We start from the raw sequence: 24,670 nt of genomic DNA, 5'->3' as shown, positions 1-24,670 counted from the left end.
GATCTCGTGGTAGGTCGGATCTGTTCCGTTCCGGGACGATCGGTCGGGAATTCAGCCCTTGTGCCGATGACGCTTCAAGCGGCGGGCCAGACCCGGTCCGTCTCGCGCAGGGACACGACGGCGGGGCCGGCGATCTCCGGCGCCTCGGCCTCGCGCCGCGCCGCCCGGGCGCAGGCCAGCACCGCGACGTAGGCGAGCACGTTGACGTTCCAGTCCTGGAACAGCCCCGGGGTCGTCATTCCGTTGAGGGCGAGCATCAGGATCAGGCAGGCGACGAGGCGGCGGGTGCCGCGGTCGGCGCGGGCGGCGAAGCGGACCGGCTCGACGAGCGTCAGGACCGCGAAGCACAGGCCGACGATCCCGGTGCCGGCCCAGGCGCTCAGGAACATGTTGTGCGAGCTCGTGATGAACACCGCGTCGCGGCCGAGCTCGTCGGCGAGGCCCGTGGTCGGGATCAGCAGCTGCACGAAGCGGTCGGCGGCCGAGAAGCCGGAGCCGAGCAGGTGGTCCTGCGTCGCCGCGATGAAGGTCGGCCAGAACTGGCCGCGGCCGGTGGCGTTGGCGAGCTCGACCTTGGGCTTCTGGAGGACGACCGAGAGGAGGTCGAGGAGTGCCGGAAAGCTCGACAGGCCGACCATCAGGAACAGGAACAGCACCAGCGAGACCAGCGCCAGGACGATGCCGGCGACGCGCAAGCCGGGGCGCCGCGAGGCGATCATCAGCCCCGGCCCGACGGCGATCAGCGCCCCCGTCGAGGCGGCCGAGCCCGCGATGACGAAGCCCGCCGCCGCCAGCACCAGGTAGCGGCCCCGCCGCCGGTTCGGCGGCCCGAACGCGACCGCGAAGCCGAGGAGCGCGCAGACGAGCGGCATCATGTTGTTCTTGGCCGAGGAGAACACGATGCCCGAGGCCAGGCTCTGCAGGATCTCCGGCGTCACCGCGACGAGCCAGGCCAGCGTCACGATGGCGAGGATGTCGGCGAGCCGCCGCCGGATGTCGGGCCGGTCGAAGATCAGGATGCAGGCGAGCGTGAACACCGCCAGCTCCGCGGTGCGGTAGAGCGTGTAGGTCGGCACGATCGACCAGGCGGCGCTCACCCCGTTCACGCCGATCATCATGGTGAACGGCAGGTAGGGCATCGCGAAGGGCAGGAGCAGGACGCGCCGGTCGGCGGCCACCTTCACGACGAGGTAGAAGGCGGTCAGCCCGGTGAGCACGATGGTGACGACGTTCGAGGCGGTCAGCCCCTGCTCCAGCACGGCGTTGCCGTCCTCGCGCGGCACCGTGAAGACGAGCGGCATGAAGGCGAACACCACCAGGAGGGCGAGCGGCCAGAACAGGGGGGCGCCGCCGGAGGGCGGATGCGTCTCGAGGCGGCGGCGCAGGACCGGGTAGGCGACCGTGAACCAGGTCGCGGCCCCGACGGCGATGAGGGCGTTCAGCATCGCGGGCTCTCCGCCGGTGTGGTCGGGGCTTTCGGGACCGGGGCGCGGCCGAGGGCCGCCAGGAGGGCGAGGAGCGAGGCACCGTGGGCGAGCGACACCGCGGCGGCCGCTCCCGTCGCGCCGTAGCGGGTCAAGAGCGGCTGGATCAGCGCGAGCGACACCACGAGGCTGATCGCGAAGGCCCGGAAGATCACGTCGGTGCGCCGCCGCGCCCGGAAGATCTGCGCCGCCATGTCCCGCAGGAAGATGAACACGACGCCGAGCGCCAGCCAGCGCAGGGCCGGCGCGTAGGGCGCGTAAGCCTCGCCGAAGACGAGGCCGAGCCAGAGCTCCGCCGGCACGGCGACGAGGGCGAGGAGGCACAAGACCGGGATTCCGAGGCGGCGGGTGACGCCGAGGAGATAGGCCCGGAGCGCCGCCTCGCCGCCGGTGTCGTAGGCCCGACCGGCGCCCGTCGGCACCACGTTCTCGGTCGCGGCGAGCGTCAGGAGCACGAGGCCGACGAGGTACTGCGCCGCCCGCAGGCCGCCCAGGGCCTCGTCGCCGAGGACGCCGCCGGCAAGGATCCAGACCAGCTGCTCCTGCCCGAAGGTGACGAGCACGACCGGCAGGAGCCAGCGCGCCATCTGCCAGTGGCGCAGGGTGGCGGTGGCGAGGCGCCGGCGCCCGGGATCGGCGGCCCGGCCGAGGAGCGTCGGCAGCGTGGTCAGGACGGCCGTCAGCGCCAGCAATTCGACGAGCCGCGCCGCGTCGAGGGGCACGCCGGCCGCCCAGAGCCCCGCGACCGCGAGCGGGAACGACGCCGCCCGGGCGAGGTCCATGGCGAGCGCCTTCAGCCCCCCGCCATAGGCGAAGAGCAGGCGGCGGGCCGTCAGCTGGAGGTTCTGCGCCAGGGTCAGCGCGCCGGCCGCGGTGACGAGATCGACCGGGACCGCCTCGCCGCGGGCGGCGAAATACAGGGCGAGCGCCCCCGCGACCCCGAGGGCCAGGGCAGCCGCCAGCACCAGGGCACCGGCGCCGACGGCCGCGGCGTAGCGGGCCGGGTCGCGCACCGAGCCGGCGAGCGTCATCAGCGGCGCGGTGACGAGCGCGTTGTGCAGCCCCTGCGCGAAGCCCGCCACGATGAGCACGAGGGCGAAGCGCCCGAACCCCTCCATGTCGATCAGGCGGGCCGCCGCGATCCCGGCGACGAAGCCGAAGCCGCTCACCGCTCCCTGGTCGAGGAGCGAGAGCAGGGCCGGTCCGCCGAGACGCCTGGAGAGCCGCGCAGGAAGATCGGCGAAGAGCGTGGAGACCCTCCTCACCGGGCGAGCACCGCCCCGGCCGCCGCGGTGACGAGGCGGTTGCGGCCGTAGAGCCAGAGCGGCCCGCTCGACGCGACGTTGCGGGTGAGCCCGCGCTTGAAGTCGTAGACGCCGCGGTTGTGCGCCGGATCGATGCCGCCGAAATCGAACACCCGGCAGCCCTCCTCCGCGCCGCGGCGGATGAAGCTCCACACCGCCAGGTAGGCGGCGGCGTTCGCCTTGGCCCGCTCGGTCGAGGCGGTGAAGAAATCGGTGAAGCGGTCGCGGCTCACATGCGCGATGCGCACCAGGCACAGCTCGTCGCCCTCCCGCACCTCGAGCATGACGTGGCGCGGGTCGTTCGCCGCGAGGTCGCGGTAGGCCGCGGGGTCGAAGTCGTTCGAGAAGCCCTTGCGGGTCTTCAGGGCCGCGTACATCGCCGCGAAGGCATCGAAGGCCTTCAGCCGCTCGGCGGGCTCGTCGAGGAAGCGGAGGTTAAGCGCCGCGTTGCGCTCGGCCTTGCGCAGGGCCTTGCGCCAGCGCTGCTCCATCTCGGCCTGCACCGCGTCGAGGCCGCGGGTGAGGTCGACCTCCAGGGTGTGCCGGCTCGCCTTCGCGACCGGTCGGAATCCCGTCGCCAGCAGGCCGAGCACCGCCCCCGGGCTCTCGGCGCGGTTGAAATCGATCACCAGGAGGTCCAGCGGCCCGAGGGCGAGGTGCGCGAGCAGGGCGCGCAGCACCGCCTCGCCGTGGCGCTCGCCCTTCTCGGTGAGGAGCGGCCCGCCCTGGAGGTAGAATTGCCGGGCCGGGCCCCGGCGGCGGCTTTGCACCTGCGCGAGGCCCAGGAGGTCGCCGGCCTCGTCGAGGACGCTCAGCCGCTCGACGCCGGCGCCGCGGCGCGTCTTATAGGTGCCCCAGCCGGTCGTGGAGAAGATGGTGCCGCGCGGCTGCGCCCATACCGCTTCGTCCCAGTTTGGCGCGTCGATCACGGGTTGCACCCGTAATCCCGTCTCAGGGTTCGTCATGGTCTTGGGAGTTCCGTGCCAGGATGCGACATCGCTCGCCGCCGATGCTCCGGTGACGCAAGCGGCGCACCGGCTCGCGCCCGTCCGGCGACGATGGGCAGGGAAGATCCACACGATTTCCCGGTCTACGTGGTTTTCTTGGGTTGTCCCTGCGGCGGGTCGGTCTCACCTACGGCGGGCGGATTATTTTCCAGCACGATGGCCGGGATGCTGCACGCCTTCAAGACCCTCGCCCGCGATCATCCGGCAGTCCGGGCCGTACTGCTGCGCGGGCTGTCCCGGTTGCGCCGGCTCGCCGACGCGCCGCCGGGCCTCTACACCCTGTGCTACCACCATGTGCCCGAGCATCGCCGGGCGGGATTCGCGGCGCAGATCGCCTATCTCCGGCGCCACGGCCGCTTCGTCGGGGCCGACGAGGCGGCGGCCCTCGTTGCGTCCGGCGCTGCCGCGGCGGAGCGGCACTTCCTCGTCACCTTCGACGACGGCTACGCCGACACCGTCGAGGTCGCGCTGCCGGTCCTGCGCGCGGCCGGGGTCCCGGCGATCCTCTTCCTCGTCGCCGACTGGCTCGACGCGCCGCCCTCGAGCCCGCCCGGCCCCTATGCCGGCCGGCCCCTGATGGCCGAGTGGCTCGAAGCCGGCATGGAGATCGGCTCGCACGGCATGAGCCACGCCCGCATCGCGACCCTGGACGAGGCCGGCGCCGAGCGGGAGATCGCGGCCTCGCGCCGCGCGCTGGAGGCGGCGACGGGTCGGCCGATCCGGCACTTCGCCTGCCCCTGGGGCGTCGCGGAGCACGATTACCGGCCGGACCGCGACCCGGCCCTGGCGCTCGCGAGCGGCTACGCCACCTTCTTCACCACCCGTCGCGGCGTCGCCACCCGTGCCGACGATCTCCCATCGATGCCGCGCCACGTCCTCGAACCGGAATGGCCCGTGCACGAACTCGACGCCCTGATGGGGGGCCCTGCCCGGGGAGCCCGCCTTGCGCGACCCTGACCGTCCCGTCGTGGTGGTGACGGGCGCGCTCGCCCCCTACACCCAGGTGCTCTACCGGGCGCTGGCCGCCGCCCTCGACCGCCCGCTCGCCGTGCTCGCCTGCGCCGCCAGGGAGCCCGCCCGCCAGTGGGAGCTGGCGGCGGCGGACGGCTACGGCTTCGAGGTGCTGCCGGGCCTGCGCTGGCACCGGGACGCGGTGCGCAACCTCTACGTCAATCCGGGCGTCGTTACCCGCCTCGCCTGGTTGCGGCCGGCAGCGGTGATCCTCAACGACTTCTCGCCCACCATGGCGATGGCGGCGCTCGCGGCGCGCGCCTTGCGCATCCCCTATGCGATCCGCACCGACGGCGTGCCGGAGACCGATCCCGGCACCCGCTCGCCGGCGCATCGGGCCTTGCGCCGGGCGATCGTGCCCGGCGCCGCCTTCGGCCTCGGGCCGAGCGAGGGCAGCCGGGCGCTGCTCGCCGGCTACGGGCTGGCGCCCGAAGCCGTGCTGCGCGCGCCGCTCTTCCCGGCCTGGACGCCGGCGCCGCCCCTGCCCGGGTCGGAGGATCGCCCCTACGACGTCCTGTTCTGCGGCATCCTCAACGAGGAGGTGAAGGGTGCGCGCTTCTTCACCGACGTGATGCGCGCCTGCGCCGCCGCCGGGCGCCCCTTGCGGGTGCGGGTGGCGGGCGACGGCCCGTTGCGGGCCGAGATGGCGGCGCGCCTCGCGGAGGCCGGGATCCCGGCCCGGTTCGACGGCTACCTCGCGCAAGGAGCGCTCGCCGAGGCCCACGCCTCGGCCCGGCTGCTGCTCTTCCCGAGCCGGGGCGACGTCTGGGGCATCGTGGTCAACGAGGCCTTGCAGAGCGGGGCCTCGGTCCTCGCCTCGCCCCATTCGGGCGCCGCCCGCGAGCTTCTGGAGGCGCGGGGCTGCGGCACGGTGCGGCCGATGGAGGTCGAGGACTGGGCGCGCACGACGCTCGCCCTCCTCGACGATCCGGACCGGCGGGCGCGCCTGCGGCGGGCGGCCGAGCGCGCGATGCCGGATTTCTCGCTCGATCGCGCGGTCGCGGCGTATCGGGAGGGGCTGGCGTCGGTGGTGTGAGGCGGGGAGGCCTCTCCCGCGCGGATGCATAGTCTTCAGCGCCAGTTCGATTGGCCTCACAAGATTGTAGACCCTCCACGTCATTCCGGGGCCGCGCAGCGGAGCCCGGACTCCAACCCGCGGATGGTGTAGGAAAGCGCGGACCGCGTTCCGCTCTATTGCCTCCGACCTGTGTTTCTCGAGTCCGGGCTCCGCTGCGCGGCCCCGGAACGACCCGGAGGGTGTCAAGACTGATGGGAGATGCAGGCCAACTCTCGCACGATGCAGCACGAATCTCGGTCTCCCCGCCGGTCTCCCCATGCGCGAACCGGATCCTTCGCCCAAGCTGAGCGTTGAGACGAACCAAGCACCCGGTCCGGCCCAGTGCGCCTCCGGCAGAGGAAATCGCGCCCCATGAAACTCTCCCTGATGGCCGCCCTCGCCCTCGCCACCCTGGCGCTCGCCGGCGCCGCCGAGGCGCAGGGCATTCCCGGCGGCATCGACCGCGGCGCCCGCGAGGGCAACCGGGTCGGCGGGCCGATCGGCGGTGTCGTCGGCGGCGCGGTGGGCGGCGCCGTGGGCGGCGTCAACGGCGTGCTCGGCATCGATCCGGGCCGGCGCGCCTACCGCACCGGCCTGCCGGGGCGGCGCCATCATCACCACCGCCGGCACCGTCACTACCGCTGAGTGCGCGAAGCGGGCGAGTGTTCGTCGCCCGTCGGTCCCGGCAGTCAGTGAGATCGATTTTGCCGATTTGATCGATCTTGTAGACGTTGCTTCTCCGCGCCGGTTCACGACGGTCACGGCGCGCCGGACGGGCGGGTTCTACTGTGTCGAACGACAGGGCTCCCCGCTTGACCCTCAGGCCCGCCAAGTCCTAAGCACGTCGGCCAAAGACCGACGCCCGAGGACGCCATGACCGACCGCCAGCCCGGCTTCAACACCCTCGCGATCCATGCCGGCGCGGCGCCGGACGCCGCCACCGGCGCCCGGGCGACGCCGATCTACCAGACCACCTCGTTCGTGTTCGACGACGTCGACCACGCCGCCTCGCTGTTCGGGCTGCAGGCCTTCGGCAACATCTACAGCCGCATCACCAACCCGACCAACGCGGTGCTGGAGGAGCGCATCGCCGCGCTCGAGGGCGGCACCGCCGCCGTCGCGGTGGCGTCGGGCCACGCCGCCGAGTTCCTGGTGATGCACGCCCTGATGCAGCCCGGCGACGAGTTCATCGCGGCCAACAAGCTGTACGGCGGCTCGATCAACCAGTTCAACCACTCCTACAAGAACTTCGGCTGGAACGTCGTCTGGGCCGATACCGACGACCCGGCCTCGTTCGAGGCGGCGATCACGCCGCGCACCAAGGCGATCTTCATCGAGTCGATCGCCAATCCGGGCGGCGTCATCACCGACATCGCGGCGATCGCCGAGGTCGCCAAGCGCCACAACATCCCGCTCGTCGTCGACAACACCATGGCGACGCCCTACCTGATCCGCCCGTTCGAGCACGGCGCCGACATCGTGGTCCACTCGGCCACCAAGTTCCTCGGCGGCCACGGCAACTCGATCGGCGGGCTCATCGTCGACGGCGGCTCGTTCACCTGGGCGGGCGACGCGCGCTACCCGATGCTGTCGCAGCCGCGGCCGGAATATGCCGGCATGGTGCTCTCGGAGACCTTCGGCAATTTCGGCTTCGCCATCGCCGTGCGGGTGCTGGGCCTGCGCGACCTCGGGCCGGCGCTCTCGCCGTTCAACGCCTTCCTGATCATCAACGGCATCGAGACCCTGCCGCTGCGCATGCAGCGCCACTCCGACAACGCCAAGACCGTGGCCGAGCACCTGAGCCGCCACCCGGCGGTGGCCTGGGTGAGCTATCCGGGCCTCGAGACCGACCGCTACCATCAGTTGCACAAGCGGTACTGCCCGCACGGGGCCGGCGCGGTGTTCACCTTCGGCCTCAAGGGCGGCTACGAGGCCGGCGTGGCCCTGGTGTCGAACCTCAAGCTGTTCTCGCACCTCGCCAATATCGGCGACACCCGCTCGCTGGTGATCCACCCGGCCTCGACCACCCATCGCCAGCTCACCGACGAGCAGAAGACCCGGGCCGGCGCCGGCCCGGAGGTGGTGCGCCTCTCCATCGGCATCGAGGACCCGCGCGACCTGATCGCCGACCTCGATCAGGCCCTGGCCTGAGCAGACTCCCCGCCCGGCCGCGACGATCGCCCGCGGCCGGACGGCCTTCCGTTGTGGCAGAGACGATCGGGAAAAATTCAAGCAAGCATTGCAGCCAAGCCTGCTCCCGTGATCTACTGGCATCGTCCAGTTTCGGCGCCGGGTGAGCCGATCCGTGCCGAGCGGGACGCATGCCGCCCGGGCGGGTCTGGAGGCTGGTGCGATGGTCGCCCACGACGACGCCCAGGACGACGCCGACGCCGAACGCGCCTCCTGCGACGAGACCGCGCGCCGGCGCGCGATCCGCGAGGAGACCGCCCGGCTGCGCGCCCTGCTGCGCGACGCCCATGGCAGCCCCGTCCGGACCGCCAGCTTTGAGCCTCCCGCCACCGCCGAATGGGAGGCGCGCCTCGCCACCGCCGAGGAACTGAACGCGCGGTTGCGGGCGAGCGAGGCCTTCACCGCCCGGCTCCTGGCGGCGAGCCGCGACAGCATCCAGGTCCTCGCCCTCGACGGCACGGTGCAGTGGCTGAGCGAGGGCGGCCGCCTCGCCGCCGGCCGTCCCGACGAGGCGGTGATCGGCACCGCCTGGGCGGCCTCCTGGCCGGAGCCCGCCGACCGCATCGCCGCCGAGGTGGCGCTCGCCGCCGCGCGGGCCGGGCGCACCGGCCGGTTCCGCGCACCCTCCGGGAGCCTGGACCCGCGCTGGTGGGACGTGGTGGTCTCGGCCATCCAGGGGCTCGACGGAACCCCCGAGCGCCTGCTGGCGGTCGCCCGCGACGTGACCGAGGCGCATCGCGCCGAGGAGCAGCAGGCGCTGCTGATGCAGGAGATGGCGCACCGGGTGAAGAACACCCTGGCGCTGGTCCAGGCGGTCGCCGCCCAGACCCTGCGCAGCGCCCCGACCCTGGACGCGGCGATGGAGGCGTTCAACGGCCGCCTGATGGCCCTGTCCGACGCGCACGACGTGCTGATCCGCGGCGCCTGGGCGGAGGCCGACCTCGCCGCGGTGGTCGAGGGCGCGATGGCGCCTCACATCGACCGGGAGGCCGGCCGCTTCGCCGCGGCCGGGCCCCGCATCAGCCTCGGTCCGCGCTCGGTCCTGACCCTGTCCCTGATGCTGCACGAGCTCGCCACCAACGCGGCGAAGTACGGCGCCCTGTCGATCCCGTCGGGCCGCGTCGCCGTCACCTGGGAGCTCGCGGGAAGCGCCGAGGCGATGCTGCGCCTGTGCTGGCGGGAGAGCGGCGGCCCGCCCGTCGCGCCGCCGGTCCGGGGCGGGTTCGGCTCGCGGCTGATCGAGCGCAGCCTGGTGCACAGCTTCGGCGGCCGGGTCAGCCTGCGCTTTCCCCCCGAGGGCGCGGTGATGGAACTCGAAGCGCCGCTCGCGGCGATGCAGGACGGGACGACGTAGCCGTCGCCGGGGCGGAATGGCGCGCGACTTGCTCGGGACGCGACAGTCCCGCGCCGTTCTCCGGCCACGCTTGACCCACGAGATGCGGACCCATAGGCAGCACGCTTCGGCCGCAACCTTTCCCCCCCACCCGCATTGCCCGCGATGACATCCGACCTCGACCGACACGATCAGGCTTCCCGTCGGGAAGACTCCCGACAGGATGCGCCGGACGCTCCCTGCGACGCGGCGCCGGTGGTGCTCCTCGTCGAGGATGACGGCCTCCTGCTGATGGAGGCCGCCGACACCCTGGCGGAGGCCGGCTTCACCGTGCTGGAGGCGCCCCATGCCGACCAGGCGCTGAAGGTGCTGGAGAGCCGGCCCGACGTCGAGGTGCTGATGACCGACGTCGACATGCCGCTCGGCTCGATGAACGGCTTCGCCCTCGCCCGCCTCGTCTCCCGGCGCTGGCCCCGCCTCCCGGTGCTGGTGGTCTCCGGCATGGGCAGCCCCGGCCCGCACGACATGCCGCCGGGCGCGCGCTTCATCCCGAAGCCCTACGCGCCCTCGGCCCTGGTGCGCACCCTCCACGACACCGTGCGCCGCGCCGCCTGAGCGAAGCCGAAATCCGCGTTGGGAAAGCGATCCCGCAGGGATCGCCTGAAGCAATCAGTCGGATTTCGTATGAGCCTGCCTTTTCCACGGACGACCTCGATGACCGATCCGACCAAGCCGCACTCCGCCGAACTCCATTTCGCGACTCGGGCGGTCCATGCCGGCACCGCCCCCGATCCGGCCACCGGCGCCCGGGCGCAGCCGATCTACTTCACCAACGGCTTCGTGTTCGAATCGAACGAGCAGGCCGCCGACATCTTCGCCATGCGGGCGACGGGCTTCTCCTATTCCCGCGGCTCGAACCCGACCGTGGCGGCCCTCGAGCGCCGGGTCGCCTCGCTCGAGGGTGCCAAGGCGGCGGTGGCGGTGGCCTCCGGCCAGTCGGCGATGCTGCTCGTGCTGATGACCCTGATGCAGTCGGGCGATGCCTACGTCGCCTCCTCGCGGCTGTTCGGCGGCTCGCTCGGGCTGATGCGCCGGCTGGAGGGCCGCTACGACCTCGTGCCGCAATTCACCCGCGGCCTGACGCCCGACGACTTCGAATCCGCGATCACCGACAAGACCCGGGCGATCGTCTGCGAATCGATCGTCAACCCGTGCGGCACGATCATCGACCTCGAAGGCGTCGCCGCGGTGGCGCGCAGGCACGGCCTGCCGCTCGTCGTCGACAACACGCTGGCCTCCCCGGCGCTGATCCGGCCGATCGAGCACGGCGCCGACATCGTCGTCCATTCGACCTCGAAGTTCCTGTCGGGCTCCGGCACGGTGATCGGCGGCATCGTCTGCGATGCCGGCCGCTTCGACTGGCGGGGATCCGGCCGCTACAACCTGATCAACGAGCCCTGGCCCGATTACGAGGGCCTGATCGTCTCCGAGCGCTTCCCCGAGACGTCCTTCGCCACCGCCTGCCGGCTGTTCGGCCTGCGCGACCTCGGCCCCGGCCTGTCGCCGATGAACGCCTTCCTGACGCTGACCGGCACGGAGACCCTGCCGCTGCGCATGGAGCGCCACTGCGCCAACGCCAAGGCGGTGGCCGCCTTCCTGCGTGACCACCCGAAGGTGGCCTGGGTGAGCTACCCGTCGCTGCCGGGCCAGCCCGGCGAGGCGCTGGCGAACCGCTACTCGCCGATGGGCGCGGGCTCGATCTTCACCGTCGGCTTCAAGGGCGGCGAGGCGGCGGCCCAAAAATTCATCACCGGGCTCAACCTGATCTCGCACCTCGTCAATATCGGCGAGATCAAGTCCCTGGCGATCCACCCGGCGACCACGACCCACCGCCAGCTCCCCGCCGCCGACAAGGAGGCCGCCCGGGTCGGGCCGGACACCGTGCGGCTGTCGATCGGGCTCGAATCGGTCGAGGACCTGCTCGCCGACGTGGCGCAGTCGCTGGACGCGCTCGACTGAGCGATCCTCCGTTTCGCGCGACCGAACCTGTCACCCTCCGCGTCATTCCAAGTGCCGCTTTCGCGGCACCGGGATGGCGCGGAGTATTATCGGAGGAGCGGTATCGCTTCGCCCTTTTCGCTTGCCTGATGTCGCGAACAAATATAGAACACTTTCTGGCCTTCGGCATGTGTGAAGCGGGCACAAAGGCGCCCCTCCCCTTGCCGGTCCCGGCCTGTTCGGCCCAACTCGCGTGACCGAAGCGGTGGTCCGCGGCGTCGGCCGGGCATGCGCCCGAGTGAGATGGAACGAGAGGAGAGCGGGATGGCGGGCAGCGTGAACAAGGTGATCCTGGTGGGCAATCTCGGGCGCGATCCCGAGACCCGCCGGCTGGCCTCCGGGGATCCGGTGGTGAACCTGCGCCTCGCGACGTCCGAGTCCTGGAAGGACAAGGCGTCCGGCGAGCGCAAGGAGAAGACCGAGTGGCACTCGGTCGTGATCTACAACGAGAACCTGGCCCGCGTCGCCGAGCAGTACCTGCGCAAGGGCTCGAAGGTCTACATCGAGGGCCAGCTCCAAACCCGCAAGTGGCAGGACCAGTCCGGCGTCGAGAAGTACACGACCGAGATCGTGCTGCAGCGCTTCCGCGGCGAGCTGACCATTCTCGACGGCCGCGGCGGCGGAGCCGAGGGCGGCATGGGCGAGATGGGCGCCGACGACATGGGCGGCGGCCAGATCAGCCGCGGCGGCGATTACGGCGGCGGCGGCGGTGGTCGCAGCAGCGGCGGCGGACGCTCCTCCTCGTCCGGCGGCGAGCGGCGCCCGGCCTCGTCCGGCGGCGGCAACCAGAAGCGCTACGACGACCTGGACGACGACATCCCGTTCTAGGACGCTCGCCGGCGGAGCGCGGAGCCGCTCCGTTCGGGGCCATATTGTCAGAGTAAGAACCAGGAGCACCGTCCGATCGCGCCGCGATCGGGCGGTGTCGGCGTTCGGCCCCGGGCGTGATGAGGCGGACCTGAACGGGTTACCGGTCCGGGCTCCGTGTCGATCGGCGAGGCCGCGTGAGGGTGCGAGGCGTCACGCGCTGTCTCAAGCCGGAACGGGCTGGCAATGGGCTGCCGATACCGGTCGAGGCTCTCGCGTGCAGAAGAGCCGGGTCGGTCAAGTCCCTGCCCCCATTCACGACCGGCAGCGCCCGCCGACGGCGCGGTCGAGCGGCTCGCCGCTGGCCCGGGGGGGCGGCCTGCAACCTGAGCGCTCACTCGAATCCGAGTTGCGAAATGCAGTGCCGTGCCGACGTCGAGAACGAACAGTATCGCGGCTGCTTGAGTCCTTCCGCGAGGGCGCCATATCGGTCCTGCGCCGCGCCTTCGGCCGTGTTCGATGAGGACCGTTCGGCGGACACCTGCGTCACCCTCGGATCCTGTCGCGATCGTCATCGTGGATCGCCCTTCCGACAGATTATGATCTTACAAAATATTCCTTTGAAGCTTGATCTCGCCATCGCAGGCCAGCTTGCGAAATGGGCGCCTGTCCCAGGCGATCCACGATCAAGTGTGGCAATTTGATACGGGACAGAAGCGATTTTCGCGCTCCAATCCATTGAGGGCCATCGAAAAAAAGCAGGTTCTCGTAACGAGAAACCGACATATTCCTATGGCGTAGGGGACTTGGCGATTCTGAGGTGACGGGCGTGGTGCGTGTGTTGCGATGGCTGGCCTGGATGGGGACGACGGCGGCCGGCCTCGCCCTCCTGAGCCAGCCCGTCGGCACCCAGAACCAGCTCGCGATGAGCCTCGCCGCCATGGCGGCGATGGCCGGGCTGTGGCTGGTCTTCGACGGGCCGCGGACGCGCTTCGTTTTCCTGGCGATGGGCAGCCTGGTGGTGCTGCGCTACATCCTGTGGCGCGTGACCGACACCCTGCCCTCCCCGGGCGATCCGGTCAGCTTCGGCTTCGGGCTTTTGCTGCTGCTCTGCGAGCTGTACTGCGTCTTCATCCTGTTCGTCAGCCTGATCATCAACGCCGAGCCGCTGCGCCGCCCTCCGCCCGCCGCCCTGCCGGCGGCCGACCTGCCCTCCGTCGACGTCTTCGTGCCGAGCTACAACGAGGATGCCGAGATCCTGGCGATGACGCTGGCCGCCGCGCGCCAGATGAACTACTCGCCCGAGAAGCTGACCGTCTGGCTCCTCGACGACGGCGGCACCGACCAGAAATGCGCCGATCCGGACCCCGAGAAGGCGCAAGCCGCACGGGACCGCCGGGCCGCCTTGCAGGCGCTCTGCCGCGACCTCGACGCCCGCTACCTGACCCGCGCCCGCAACGAGCACGCCAAGGCCGGCAACCTCAACAACGGGCTGGCTTCCGCCACCGGCGACCTCGTGCTGGTGCTCGACGCCGACCACGTCCCGTTCCGCTCGCTCTTGGCCGAGACCGTCGGCTACTTCGCCGAGGATCCGAAGCTCTTCCTGGTCCAGACCCCGCACGCCTTCCTCAATCCGGACCCGATCGAGCGCAACCTCAAGACCTTCGAGCGGATGCCGTCCGAGAACGAGATGTTCTACGCGGTGACGCAGGCCGGGCTCGACAAGTGGAACGGCTCGTTCTTCTGCGGGTCGGCGGCGCTCCTGCGCCGCACCGCCCTCGACGAGGCGGGGGGCTTCGCCGGCATCACCATCACGGAGGATTGCGAGACCGCCTTCGAGCTGCATTCCCGCGGCTGGACCAGCGCCTATGTCGACAAGCCGCTGATCGCCGGCCTCCAGCCCGACACGCTCGCCGATTTCATCGGCCAGCGCTCGCGCTGGTGCCAGGGCATGTTCCAGATCCTGCTCCTGAAGAATCCCGCCCTGCAGCGCGGCCTCAAGCCGATCCAGAAGCTCGCCTACCTGTCGAGCATGACGTTCTGGTTCTTCCCGGTCCCGCGGCTCGTCTTCATGTTCGCGCCGCTGCTCCACATCTTCTTCGATCTAAAAATCTTCGTCGCCAGCGTCGACGAATCGATCGCCTACACGGCGACCTACATCGTCATCAACCTGATGATGCAGAACTACGTCTACGGCAAGTTCCGCTGGCCGTTCGTCTCCGAATTGTACGAGTACGTCCAGGGCCTGTACCTGTCGAAGGCGATCGTCTCGGTGATCTGGTCGCCGCGCAAACCCACCTTCAACGTCACCAACAAGGGTGCGACGCTCGATCACGACCACCTGTCGGCGTTGTCGCTGCCGTTCTTCGCGGTCTACGGCCTGCTCCTGACCGGCTGCGTCGTCGCGGCCTGGCGCTACCTGTTCGAGCCGGGCGTCACCAACCTGATGCTGGTCGTCGGGTTGTGGAACCTGTTCAACCTGCTCACCGCCGGGGCGGCGCTCGGGGTCTGCGCCGAGCGGCGCCAGCTCGAGCGCACGCCCTCCCTCCCGATCACCCGCCGCGGCCAGCTCACCCTCGGCGGCCGGGCGGTCGACGTGGCGATCGAGCGGGTCTCGGCCGAGGCCTGCACCGTGCGGATGCCGGCGGCCTTCCTCGCGCCCGGCGCCGGCCACCGCCCGGTCCCCGGCACCCTCACGGTGGTGCCGGTGGCGGGCGCCCGCCCCGCCGGCGCCCTGCCGGTGGTGCTTGGGCCGGTCACGCGGTCCGGCGCCGACGCGGTCTGCCGCCTCGCCTTCGGGACCCTGCGGCCGCAGGACTACGTCGCGCTCGCCGGGCTGATGTACGGCGATGCCGAGGCGATGCGCCGGTTCCAGCTGCGCCGGCGGCGCCACAAGGACCTGTTCACCGGCACGCTGCAATTCGTCTGGTGGGGCTTTTCCGAGCCGGTCCGCGCCCTGCGCTACGCGCTGGCCGGCGAGCGCCGGCCGATGCCGGTCGAGGCCTCTGAGGTCGGCCCGGTCTACGACGAGCCGGTCCGGGACGCGGTCCCGCCCCAGCCGGTCGACCTGCCCCTCGCCCCGCTCGCCCGCCCGACGCTCCCGATTCGCACGCAGGCTCACGCCTCCGCCCAGCCCCAGCCCCAGGCTCACGCGCAGGCCGCGACTCGAGCCGAGACGGAGGACGACGGCGACTGGGTCCGCCTGATGCTCGATTTCGAGAACGACCGCGCGCTCGCCGCGCGCGGCCGGCGCACCGATGCGGCGTGAGGCAGCGATGATCCTGCGCCGCCTCGCCAATCTCCTCAGGGGGACCCGCGCGGGTTTTCCCCTCTCCCCGACAGATCCCGGGCAAGCCCGGGATCTGCAAGCGACGGACGAAGTCGGGCAAGCCCGACTTCTCGCGGGGAGAGGGCCGTGTCGCCGTTCAGGTGACTCGGCAAGCGGGGGCGAAAGCCGGAGCGAGGGTGAGGGGGTGGTGCCGGATGTGGCTCCTCCGGAAACACCCCCTCGCCCTCGCGGCGAACCTGCGGTTCGCGGCTCGCTTCGCACCCGGCAAGGGGTGCGAAGCCCTCTCCCCGCCCGCGGGGAGAGGAGAGGACCCGCGCCTTCTCCTGGACGGTCCTGTCACGAGCTCGATCGCCCTTGGGCTTGTGCGAGGCCGACAGCGAAGGAGAAGCGCACGCGTCGGACCGCGGCTTTCCTCCTGCTCGCCTGCCTCCTCGCCACCCCCACCCGCGCCCAGAGCTTCCTCGGCACCGGCCCGACCGAGCGCCTGACCTTGCCGCCCACCGGCGAGCCCATGCGCCCCGCAACCCCGCGGCCGCAGGGAGGGCCGGGAGCACAGGGACAAGCGCCGCAGGCTCAACCCCCCGAGCCCAACCCCGCCCGCCGCGGCGTGGCGGTCGTGGCGGCGGTCGAGGCGGCGCGGCGGTTTCCCGCCGGCACGGGCGGCTACCGCCTCGCCGGCGAGGAAGCGTCGCTGCAATTCCCCGTCCACGTGACCGAGGCGCAGGCCCGCGGTCCGGCGAAGCTGCGCGTCTCCTACCTCTCGGCGATCTCGGTGGCGCCGGAATCCTCCGAATTGTCGGGCAGCGTCAACGGGACCCGGGTCGGATGGACGCGGATCCAGGCCCCCGGCGCCGTCAAGGTGGTCGAGTTTCCCCTCCCCGAGGGCGTGCTCAAGCCCGGCTACAATGCGGTGACCCTCGCGGCGAGCCAGCGCCACCGGGTCGATTGCTCGACCGAGGCCACCTACGAGCTGTGGACCCAGATCGATCCGTCGCGCTCCGGCCTCGTCGTGGCCCAAGCCTCCGACCTCGACCTCAAGACCCTGGCGGCGCTCGAGCCCGACGAGAGCGGGGCGCTGCCGATCGGCGTGCTGCTCGCCGAGCGGCCGAGCCCGGAGCGATTGGAGCGGATGATCGGCGCCGTGCAGGCGGTCGCCCTGGTCGGGCGGCTCGCAAGGCCGGCGGTGAGCTTCGGCCCCGCCCTCTCCGGCCGCGCCGGCCTCACCCTCGCGGTCGGCACCGCCGCGGAGCTCCGCGGGACGGACGGGCTGGAGGAGCTCGGTCCCATCGCCGGCCCGCGGGTCGCCGTGCTGGCGCCGCGCGGCAGCCGCGCCCCGGTCCTCGTCGTCACCGGGGTGAGCGCGGCGGACGTGCGCCAGGCGATCGCGACGCTCGCCGCCTCGGGCGACGAGTCCGGAACGCCGCCGGGGACGCGGCTCGCCGAGCTGACCCGGGGCATTCCGGTCGAGGGCGGCGAGAGCCTGACCCTGGAGCAGCTCGGGGTCGCGAGCCGCGAGTTCAACGGCCGGCTGCTGCGGGTCGGCTTCGCGGTGCGCTTCCCGGCCGATTTCGTCCCGGCCGATTACGGCAAGGTGATCCTGCACCTCGCCGGCGGCTACGCCGCCGGCCTGGAGCCGAGCGCCCGGATCGTCGTCGACATCAACGGACGCAACGCCGCCAGCGTGCCCCTGCCCTACAGCCGCGGCGAGGTCTTCACCGACAGCGCGATCCCGCTGCCCCTGAGCCTGTGGCGGCCGGGGCTGAACCGGGTCGAGATCAGCGCCCAGCTTCCCACCGCCGCCGACCGGACCTGCGATACCCTGGCGCCGGGCGCCCGGCGCGCCCGCTTCCTGTTCCTCGACCGCACCCGGATCGACATCCCGGCGCTCGCCCGCGCGGTGCGCAGCCCCGACCTCGCCGCCGTCAAGGCCGGCGCGGTGCCGTTCCTGGCGCCGAATCTCCCGGCCGCTGCTCCGCGTCCGCGCCTCGTCCTGCCCACCCCCGACCGCGACTCGGCCTCGGCCGCCGCGACCCTGGCGGCGCGCCTCGCCATCGCGGCAAACCGGGTGATCGATTTCGAGATCGGCAGCGACGAGCGCGAGGCGGGGGGCGGCGCCCACCTGATCGTCGCCCCGGTCCGCGCGCTGACCCCCGCCACCCTCGAGGCGGTCGGGCTCGATCCGGCGCAGGTCCGGGGAATCTGGGAGGGCCGGGCCGAGACCGTCGCCACCCCCGGCCCGTTCGGGGCCGAGGGCGTCGTCACCCTCGACCGCCTGCGCCGCAACCTGCCGATGCGCTGCGCCCTGCCGGCCCTCACGACGCCCCTGCGCACGGCCTCCGCGCAACCGATCCAAGTCTCCGCGCAGCAAGTCTCCGCGCAGCAAGTCTCCGCGCAGCAAGCCTCCGCGCAGCAAGCCTCCGTGCAGGCCGCCCCGCAGGCGCCCGCGCCTGATCCGACTGATGCGCCCGCTGACAGCGAGGCGGATCTGGTCGCGCGCTGGGACGAGTCGGCGCGCGGCCTCACCATCATCCCGGCGGTGCTCGCCAATGCCTGGACCGGGCTGGTCCAGCGGGCGGCGGAGACCCGCGACCTCGCGCTCCGCCTCGCCGGCGGGCCGGCGCCGGAGGCGGTGCCGCTCAATCCCCGCGCCTCGCTGATCATCGCCCAAGGGGCCGGCGGGCGGCTCAGGGACGGCACCGTGCTGGTGACCGCCCCGAACGCCTCGATCCTCAGGGCCTCGGTTTCCTGCCTCGTCGATCCGGTGGTGTGGACCACCCTGTCGGGCCAGGCCGCCTTCCTCGACGCCTCGGACGGCAGCCTCACCACCGTGCAGCCCAAGCGCGTCGGGCTGATCGAGACGCAGGCGCGGGGTCTCGCGAACCTGCGGCTCGTCTCCGCCGCCTGGCTCTCCCTCAATCCCGGCGCCTACGTGGTGATGACGCTGGTCATGGCGCTCTGCCTCGGCCTCGCCACCACGAGCCTGGTGCGCCAGCTCGGCCGGAGGAACCGATGAGCCGCCGGACCCTCCCCGCCCTCGCCTGCGCCGCGTCGCTGCTCCTCTCGGCGATGCCCGGATGGGCACAAGCGCCGCAGGCTCCGCTCCCGGCTCAAGCGCCCGACGGCACCCAGGGTCAAGCCGTGCAGGGACAGGTCGCACAAGGACAGGAACCGACCCCCGTGCCCCCCGCCACCGCCGTGCCGAGCCTGCCCTCCGCCAATCCGGGCGAGATGCCGGGCCGGGCCGCCGGGCTCGCGCTCGCCGGCAGCCTCGGGGACGATCCCGGCTGGCGCGCCTACCGGGCCCGGTTCGTGACCGAGAAGGGCCGGATCGTCGACACCGCCAACGGCTTGATCAGCCACAGCGAGGGCCAGGGCTACGGCATGCTCCTCGCGGTCGCGGCGGGCGACCGGCCGGCCTTCGAGCGGATCTGGGGCTGGACCCGCGCCAACCTGCTGGTGCGCTCCGACGAGCTGCTGGCCTGGCGCTGGGCGCCGGACCACCGCCCGGCGGTCTCCGACATGAACAACGCCACCGACGGCGACATCCTGGTCGCCTGGGCCCTGACCGAGGCGGCGGAGGCCTGGGGCGAGCCGTCCTACCGCACCGCGGCGCGGCGCCTCGCCGTCGAATTCGGCCGCAAGACGATCCTGTTCCGCGCAAGCCCCGGGCCCTTGCTGCTGCCGGCGGTCGCAGGGTTCGCCGCCCGCGACCGGGCCGACGGGCCGCTCGTCAACCTGTCCTACTGGGTCTTCCCGGCCTTCCAGCGCCTCGGCATCGTCGCGCCCGAATACGACTGGGCCGCGGTGATCCGCAGCGGCGTCGAGGTGCTGCGCCGCTCGCGCTTCGGCCCGAGCGGCCTGCCGACCGAGTGGATCTCCGCCAAGGACGAGGCGCTTCGCCCCGCCGACGGCTTCCCGCCGCTGTTCTCCTACAACGCCATCCGGATCCCGCTCTACCTCGCCTGGGCGGGCGTCGGCCGGCCGGAAGATTACGCGCCGTTCCGGACCCTGTGGGGCGGGATCGACCGCGAGCGCCTGCCGATCGTCGACACCCGCGACGGTCGCCCGGTCGAGTGGCTGACCGAGCCGGGCTACACCGCGCTCCCCGCCCTCGTCGCCTGCGCGCAGGACGGCACCCCCTTCCCGGACTCCTTGCGCAGCGTGCAGGACGGGCAGAACTACTACCCGACGACGCTCCACCTCCTCGCCCTGGTCGCGGCCCGGATGCGCACCCCGTCATGCCTCAAGTCGTGAGCCGCACCCTCCCCCTCGCCGCGGCGGTCCTGCTTCTCGCCGCGAGCCCCGCCCTCGCCCAGGCGCCCGAGAGCGCTTCGCCGCGGGTCGTCTACGGCGACGGCGTGCGCGCGCCCGCCATCATGGTCGACCCCGAGACCTCCCGCACCCCCGGCATGGTCGACGAGAGCGCGCTGCGCTACTACGCCTCGCAGAAGCAGACCACCCGGATGCGGGCGGAGATCGCCCGCCTGAAGCGGCTCTATCCGGGTTGGACCGAGCCGCCGGACCTCGACAGCCTGCAGCCGAGCCCCCCCGAGGAGGCGCCGCTCTGGGACCTGTTCACCGCCGGCCGCCTGCAGGACCTGCGCGCCGCGATCACCGCGCGCCGCTCGGTCGAACCGTCCTGGCAGCCCTCGGAGGAGCTCGGGCGCAAGCTGCGCCGGGCGGAGTTCCGCTCCAGCATCGCGGCGGCGGCGGGCAAGAACCCGGAGGAGGTCGTCGCGCTCTACCGCGCCGATCCGAGCGCCCTCGATCCGGCCGACGTCGAGAGCATCTGGACCATCGCCGACGACCTCGCCGCCACGGGGGCGAGCGAGGACGCGTTCAACCTCTACAAGTCGGTGCTGGACGGCAACGCCGATACCGGCGCTCGCCTCGCCACGATCCAGAAGGCGATGGCGCACATCAAGATGGAGCAGGCCGAGCGCCTGATCGCGATGGGGCGCCAGGACCCCTCCGGGGCCTCCGAGTTCGAGCCGATCCGCCTCGACATCACCCGGGCGCGGATCGCCGCCTTCCTGCACGACGAGCCGGCACAGACCCCGACCCTGCCCGACCTCACCGCCTTCCAGGCCTATGCCCGCAAGACCGCCGAGCCGAGCCAGACCGGGCTCCTGGGCTGGTACGCCTACAAAAGGCGCCAGTTCCGCGAGGCGCTGGAATGGTTCAAGCTGGCGATCGCGCGCGGCGGCGACGCCATGGTGGCGCACGGCCTCGCCCACACCCTGCGCGAGCTCAACATGATGCGCGAGGCCGAGGAGGTGGCGTACGCCTGGCGCGACCGCTTCGTCGGCAACGAGCTCCTGTTCATCGACCTCCTGGAGCGCAAGCTGACGCTGGCGAGCCCGCCCTACATCGAGCCGGCCCGGATCGAGCGCTACGCCCGCGTCGTCAACGCCACCGCCTCCGGCGAGGGCGCGCAGGGGCTGGCCTGGTACGCCTACAACTCGTGCCAGTTCGACGCCGCCCTCGAGTGGTTCCAGCGCGCGGTGGCCTGGATGCCGAGCGAGAGCACGGTGTTCGGCTACGCCCTGACGCTCCAGCGCCTGCGGCGCCAGCGGCCGTACCTGGAGGTGGTCAACCGCTACGACGGCCTGTTTCCGAAGGTGGTCGACCTCCTGTTCCGCGAGAGCCAGGGCGGTCCCCCGCTGCCCTGCGCCGTGCAGGGGGCGACCGCCTCCACCGGCGGCCGGGCCGCGCCCGCGGCGGCGAACGCCGTGCGGCCCGAACCGCAGGCCTCCTACGGCCGGGTGCCGCGGCCGGACGCCCCGGGCGCCGGGGGCCGGACCGAGGCGGTGCCGCCGGCGGTCCAGCGCGGCGAGTTCCCCCTGGCGGTGCCCCTCGACAATCCCCTGCGCTATCCCGCGTCCGGGACCGGCCAGGTGCAAGCGGGGGCTTACGCCCGCGAGCCGGCGGTGCCGGCGCCGCCGCTCGTCGCCCGCCGGGTGCCGGGCGCCGGGGCGATGCCGTACGAGCGCTACGGCTACACGCTCCTGCCGGGCTATAACGGCCTCGACAAGCCGGAGGGCCTGACCGGGCCCCCGCCCGGGACGCTGTGGCAGGACCAGCAGGGCGAGCGCACCCGCTCCGCCGCGCCGGAGAGCGTCCGGTTCTCGGTGCCGGCCCGCACCACCTCGGAACGCGCGGTCCCCGCCGAGAAGGGTTATCCGTGAGCGCCCGCCTCTGCCTCGTTCCCGTCTTTGCCGCTGTCCTCGCGCTCCTCGCGGGGGCGGGCCCCGCCCCGGCGCAGCCCGCCCCGGCCCTGCGGCTGCCGGGCGCCGGCCGGGTCGCCGCGGTCATCGAGACGCGCCACCGCGACGGCTTCGACCAGCGCATCCGCTACGAGGGTGGCGACGGGCGCAACCACGCCGAGATCGCGCTTCGCAACGAGACCGGCGACCTGCTCCTCGCCTTCCCGCCGCGCCTCGCCAAGCCGAGCGAGTTCGGCATCGCCGGCGAGATCGCCGTGCGCTTTCCCGGCGAGCCGATGCGGATCCAGGCGGTACCGCCCCGCAACGCCTACGGCCCGATCGGCCTGGCGCTCGGCACCGATTGCCTCTACGCCTGGCAATGGTTCGAGCGGCCGCGGCGCGACGCGCAGGTCGCATCCCGCGACGGGATCTTCGGCACCACCGATCCGTCCGTGCCGCGCCGCGCCCTGTCGCTGCGGATCCGGCTCTGCCGCACCGCGCAGGCGAGCCTCGACGACCTGGTGGCGGCAATCCGGCACCTGACGATCGCGCTGCCGGGCGACGGCGCGGTCCGGGCGCCCGCCGCGCCGCGCCCGGCCCCCGCCGCCGGGTGGCGAAGCCGGCGCCCCGCCCCGCCCCGGCGGAGCCCGCGCCGGAGCAGGAGGCCCGTCCGGCGCCCCCGCCGGCGCGGCCGCAGCCGCAGCCGCAGCCGCAGCAGCCGCCGCCGCCGGCGGAGCCCGTCCCGCCCCGCCCGACCGTCCCGGTCCCCCCGCCGGCCGAGGGCGGACGCCGCTACCTCGCGCCACGGGCTCCCGAGTCCCGGACTCCCGAGGCCCCGGCGGCTCCCGAGGCCGCCCCCCGCAGCGGGTCGCAGCGCTACATCACCGACGGTCCCCAGCCCGCCGAGCCCCCGGGCGCCACCCCGACGCCGAGCCCCGCTCCGGGCCGCGGCGCCGGCGAGACCCTCTCGCGCGACCTGCCGCCCGAGGCCTACCGCCCGCCGCCGGAACGCGCCCCGGGGCGCTGAGGCGCGGGTTGCGATCCGCGTCCGGGCGCGGCGCCTCACACGGCCTCCCCTCGCCGCCGCCGCTCGGCATCGTCCCAGGCGGTGAGCGGCTGGTAGTCGGGCACGAAGCCCAAGCCCTTGCGGGCGTCCGACGACACCGCGACCTGCGAGGTGGTGACGTCGATGAGCGCCGGCGCGTTGGCCAGCGCCCGCTCGATCGCCGCCGCCAGATCCTCCGGCCGCTCGACCCGCTCGCCATGGGCGCCGAGCGCCCGGGCCATCGCCGCGTAGTCGGAATCGGCGAGCCGCGTGCCGACGACCCGGCCGCCGTAATTGAACTCCTGGTCGTAGCGCTCGATGTTCCAGGCGGCGTTGTTCGACACGATGACGACAGGCTTGGCGCCGTGGCGGACCGCGGTGTCGATCTCCATCGCGTTGATGCCGAAGGCCCCATCGCCGGTGACGCAGATCACCTGCCGGTCGGGATAGGCGAGCGACGCGGCCGTGGCGTAGGGCACCCCGATGCCGAGGCAGCCGAAGGCGCCGGCATCCATGTAGGTCCGCGCCTCCAGGCCGACCCGGGCGAAGCTCAAGAGGTCGCCGCCATCGGCCACGGCGATGTAGTCGGGCGCTGCGACCTGCCGGATCGCGTCGAAGATCGCCGCCGGGTGGACGCGGCCGTCCTCCCCCGTCTGAGGTACCGTCGCGCCGGTCGAGCGCTTGACGTGGCGTGCCCGCAAGCCCTCCGCCCAGGCACGATCGAGGGCGGGCGCGCGGTTGCCGGCGGCATCGACGATCGCCGCGAGGGCGAGCGCCGGGCTGGCGAGCAGCTCCGGCTCGCCGCGGCGGTTGTCGACGAGCTCGCCGGCGGTGTCGGCGATGCGCACGAAGCGGGCGTTCGGAAACACCGCCGGCGAGCCGTAGCCGAGCTGGTAGTCGAGCTTGCGGCCGACCACCAGGACGACGTCGGCCTCGGTCATCGCGGCGGCGCGCATCGCGCCCACGGTCGCCGGATGGTCGGCCGGCACGAGGCCGCGGCTCTCCTGGGTGTCGAGATAGACCGCGCCCAACGCATCGAGGAGCCGGACCAGCTCGGGTCCGGCGGTCTTCGCGCCGCGGCCGCTCACCACCAGCGGGCGACGCGCACTCCACAGCACCTCGACGGCGGCGGCGATGCCGGCCGGATCGGGCGGCAGCACGCGCGGCGCCTTCGGCCGCATCCAGTCGTCGAGCACCAGTTGCGGTGGCACGTGGGCGCGCAGCACGTCGGTCGGAATCTCGAGGTAGACGGGGCCGGGCTCGCCGAGATCGCCCATGGCGCGGGCCAAAGCCTCGTCGAGCTCGCGGATGACCTGGTCGGCGACGCGGGCGGTGCGCGACTGGCGGGTGACCGGCCGCAGGATGTCGACGTGCGGGATGTCCTGGAGCGGGCCGAGATTGGCTTGCGGCCGCGAGGTGCAGCCGCCGATCAGCAGCACCGGCACGCGGGCGAGCGAGGCGTTGGCGATGCCGGTGACGCAGTTGGTGACGCCGGGCCCGGCGGTCGCCATGCAGACCCCGAGCTCGCCGGTCAGCTCGGCATGGGCGTGGGCCATGTGGACGGCGGCGCCCTCGTCGCGCACGTCGACGATGCGGATGCCGAGGCGGGCGCAATGGTCCCAGATCGGCTGGATGTGGCCGCCCTGGAGCCCGAACACCCGGTCGACGCCCCGCGCCTTCAGGAACTGGGCGATCCAGGCGGCGCAGGATTGCGCGTCGGCGTTGAGGTCCTGGACGGTCTGGCTCATGGGTTTTCCTCCCGTTGTGTCGTTGCTCGCGCCATCGGCGCGTCGTGCTCGCCTCGGAATGCATCCCGGGCGAGACAGGCATCGTCGCAGATCACGATGCCCGGATCCGCTGCCCCACCAGGATAGAGCGC

17 protein-coding genes are annotated in these 24,670 nt (G+C 72.8%); 13 read left to right on the top strand and 4 right to left on the bottom strand.

What is annotated here, in order from left to right:
- Positions 1–74 precede the first annotated feature (74 nt).
- The 3 genes from DK412_RS24230 to DK412_RS24220 are packed head-to-tail and all read right to left on the bottom strand — an operon-like array spanning position 75 to position 3,717.
- Positions 75–1,445: an O-antigen ligase family protein gene (locus tag DK412_RS24230; RefSeq protein WP_109974053.1), complete on the bottom strand. Its 1,371-nt coding sequence runs from the start codon at positions 1,443–1,445 to the stop codon at positions 75–77.
- Complete coding sequence (locus DK412_RS24225; protein WP_162596287.1) at positions 1,439–2,749, bottom strand: lipopolysaccharide biosynthesis protein; 1,311 nt, start codon at positions 2,747–2,749, stop codon at positions 1,439–1,441. The genes DK412_RS24230 and DK412_RS24225 overlap by 7 nt, the downstream gene beginning before the upstream one ends.
- Complete coding sequence (locus tag DK412_RS24220; RefSeq protein ID WP_348629346.1) at positions 2,746–3,717, bottom strand: GNAT family N-acetyltransferase; 972 nt, start codon at positions 3,715–3,717, stop codon at positions 2,746–2,748. The genes DK412_RS24225 and DK412_RS24220 overlap by 4 nt, the downstream gene beginning before the upstream one ends.
- A 243-nt stretch (positions 3,718–3,960) precedes the next feature.
- Here DK412_RS24220 and DK412_RS24215 point away from each other — a divergent pair, with 243 nt between their 5' ends.
- The 13 genes from DK412_RS24215 (at position 3,961) to bcsN (ending at position 22,858) form a co-directional block, all read left to right on the top strand.
- Positions 3,961–4,752: a polysaccharide deacetylase family protein gene (locus DK412_RS24215; RefSeq protein WP_109974050.1), complete on the top strand. Its 792-nt coding sequence runs from the start codon at positions 3,961–3,963 to the stop codon at positions 4,750–4,752.
- On the top strand, positions 4,739–5,842 hold the full coding sequence (locus tag DK412_RS24210; RefSeq protein ID WP_109974049.1) for a glycosyltransferase: 1,104 nt from the start codon (positions 4,739–4,741) through the stop codon (positions 5,840–5,842). The genes DK412_RS24215 and DK412_RS24210 overlap by 14 nt, the downstream gene beginning before the upstream one ends.
- Before the next feature lie 393 nt (positions 5,843–6,235).
- Positions 6,236–6,508 carry a hypothetical protein gene (locus DK412_RS24205; RefSeq protein ID WP_109974048.1) on the top strand — a complete coding sequence of 91 codons (273 nt, stop codon included), beginning with the start codon at positions 6,236–6,238 and terminating at the stop codon, positions 6,506–6,508.
- 228 nt (positions 6,509–6,736) lie between these two features.
- The gene (locus DK412_RS24200) at positions 6,737–8,014 is read left to right on the top strand and encodes an O-acetylhomoserine aminocarboxypropyltransferase (protein WP_109974047.1); all 1,278 of its coding nucleotides are present in this window, start codon (positions 6,737–6,739) and stop codon (positions 8,012–8,014) included.
- 202 nt (positions 8,015–8,216) lie between these two features.
- Positions 8,217–9,407: a PAS domain-containing sensor histidine kinase gene (locus DK412_RS24195; protein ID WP_109974046.1), complete on the top strand. Its 1,191-nt coding sequence runs from the start codon at positions 8,217–8,219 to the stop codon at positions 9,405–9,407.
- Between the two features lie 234 nt (positions 9,408–9,641).
- Positions 9,642–10,001, top strand: coding sequence for a response regulator (locus DK412_RS24190; RefSeq protein ID WP_280142292.1), 360 nt, complete (start codon positions 9,642–9,644; stop codon positions 9,999–10,001).
- A gap of 99 nt (positions 10,002–10,100) precedes the next feature.
- The gene (locus DK412_RS24185; protein ID WP_109974045.1) at positions 10,101–11,405 is read left to right on the top strand and encodes an O-acetylhomoserine aminocarboxypropyltransferase/cysteine synthase family protein; all 1,305 of its coding nucleotides are present in this window, start codon (positions 10,101–10,103) and stop codon (positions 11,403–11,405) included.
- 303 nt (positions 11,406–11,708) lie between these two features.
- Positions 11,709–12,272 (top strand): single-stranded DNA-binding protein, encoded by a 564-nt coding sequence (gene ssb, locus DK412_RS24180; protein WP_109974044.1) that lies wholly within the window; start codon positions 11,709–11,711, stop codon positions 12,270–12,272.
- A 799-nt stretch (positions 12,273–13,071) separates the two neighbouring features.
- Positions 13,072–15,519: a UDP-forming cellulose synthase catalytic subunit gene (gene bcsA, locus DK412_RS24175; RefSeq protein ID WP_109974043.1), complete on the top strand. Its 2,448-nt coding sequence runs from the start codon at positions 13,072–13,074 to the stop codon at positions 15,517–15,519.
- A 532-nt stretch (positions 15,520–16,051) separates the two neighbouring features.
- Positions 16,052–18,553, top strand: a complete 2,502-nt coding sequence (locus DK412_RS24165; RefSeq protein ID WP_109974041.1) for a cellulose biosynthesis cyclic di-GMP-binding regulatory protein BcsB — start codon at positions 16,052–16,054, stop codon at positions 18,551–18,553.
- On the top strand, positions 18,550–19,794 hold the full coding sequence (locus DK412_RS24160; protein WP_245447225.1) for a glycosyl hydrolase family 8: 1,245 nt from the start codon (positions 18,550–18,552) through the stop codon (positions 19,792–19,794). The genes DK412_RS24165 and DK412_RS24160 overlap by 4 nt, the downstream gene beginning before the upstream one ends.
- Positions 19,779–21,728, top strand: coding sequence for a hypothetical protein (locus DK412_RS24155; protein WP_109974040.1), 1,950 nt, complete (start codon positions 19,779–19,781; stop codon positions 21,726–21,728). Before DK412_RS24160 ends, DK412_RS24155 begins: the two co-directional genes overlap by 16 nt.
- Positions 21,725–22,858, top strand: coding sequence for a cellulose biosynthesis protein BcsN (gene bcsN / locus DK412_RS24150; protein WP_245447223.1), 1,134 nt, complete (start codon positions 21,725–21,727; stop codon positions 22,856–22,858). The genes DK412_RS24155 and bcsN overlap by 4 nt, the downstream gene beginning before the upstream one ends.
- Here bcsN and DK412_RS24145 read toward each other — a convergent pair.
- Positions 22,809–24,539, bottom strand: a complete 1,731-nt coding sequence (locus DK412_RS24145) for a thiamine pyrophosphate-binding protein (protein WP_109974039.1) — start codon at positions 24,537–24,539, stop codon at positions 22,809–22,811. The genes bcsN and DK412_RS24145 overlap by 50 nt on opposite strands.
- Positions 24,540–24,670: the final 131 nt, after the last annotated feature.

Origin of the sequence: Methylobacterium sp. 17Sr1-1 (assembly GCF_003173775.1) — a bacterium.
GTDB lineage: Bacteria > Pseudomonadota > Alphaproteobacteria > Rhizobiales > Beijerinckiaceae > Methylobacterium.
The sequence above is the reverse complement of the archived record's forward strand: the minus strand, read 5'-3'. Positions and strand labels throughout refer to the sequence as shown.

What these genes read in the sequence shown, in the direction of transcription:
- DK412_RS24165 (WP_109974041.1), top strand. Translation starts at nt 16,052, where the DNA reads ATGCGCCCCGCAACCCCGCGGCCGCAGGGAGGGCCGGGAGCACAGGGA.
- DK412_RS24145 (WP_109974039.1), bottom strand. Translation starts at nt 24,539, where the DNA reads ATGAGCCAGACCGTCCAGGACCTCAACGCCGACGCGCAATCCTGCGCC.
- DK412_RS24230 (WP_109974053.1), bottom strand. Translation starts at nt 1,445, where the DNA reads ATGCTGAACGCCCTCATCGCCGTCGGGGCCGCGACCTGGTTCACGGTC.
- DK412_RS24195 (WP_109974046.1), top strand. Translation starts at nt 8,217, where the DNA reads ATGGTCGCCCACGACGACGCCCAGGACGACGCCGACGCCGAACGCGCC.
- DK412_RS24205 (WP_109974048.1), top strand. Translation starts at nt 6,236, where the DNA reads ATGAAACTCTCCCTGATGGCCGCCCTCGCCCTCGCCACCCTGGCGCTC.
- DK412_RS24215 (WP_109974050.1), top strand. Translation starts at nt 3,961, where the DNA reads ATGCTGCACGCCTTCAAGACCCTCGCCCGCGATCATCCGGCAGTCCGG.
- DK412_RS24155 (WP_109974040.1), top strand. Translation starts at nt 19,779, where the DNA reads ATGCCTCAAGTCGTGAGCCGCACCCTCCCCCTCGCCGCGGCGGTCCTG.
- DK412_RS24160 (WP_245447225.1), top strand. Translation starts at nt 18,550, where the DNA reads ATGAGCCGCCGGACCCTCCCCGCCCTCGCCTGCGCCGCGTCGCTGCTC.
- ssb (WP_109974044.1), top strand. Translation starts at nt 11,709, where the DNA reads ATGGCGGGCAGCGTGAACAAGGTGATCCTGGTGGGCAATCTCGGGCGC.
- DK412_RS24200 (WP_109974047.1), top strand. Translation starts at nt 6,737, where the DNA reads ATGACCGACCGCCAGCCCGGCTTCAACACCCTCGCGATCCATGCCGGC.
- DK412_RS24185 (WP_109974045.1), top strand. Translation starts at nt 10,101, where the DNA reads ATGACCGATCCGACCAAGCCGCACTCCGCCGAACTCCATTTCGCGACT.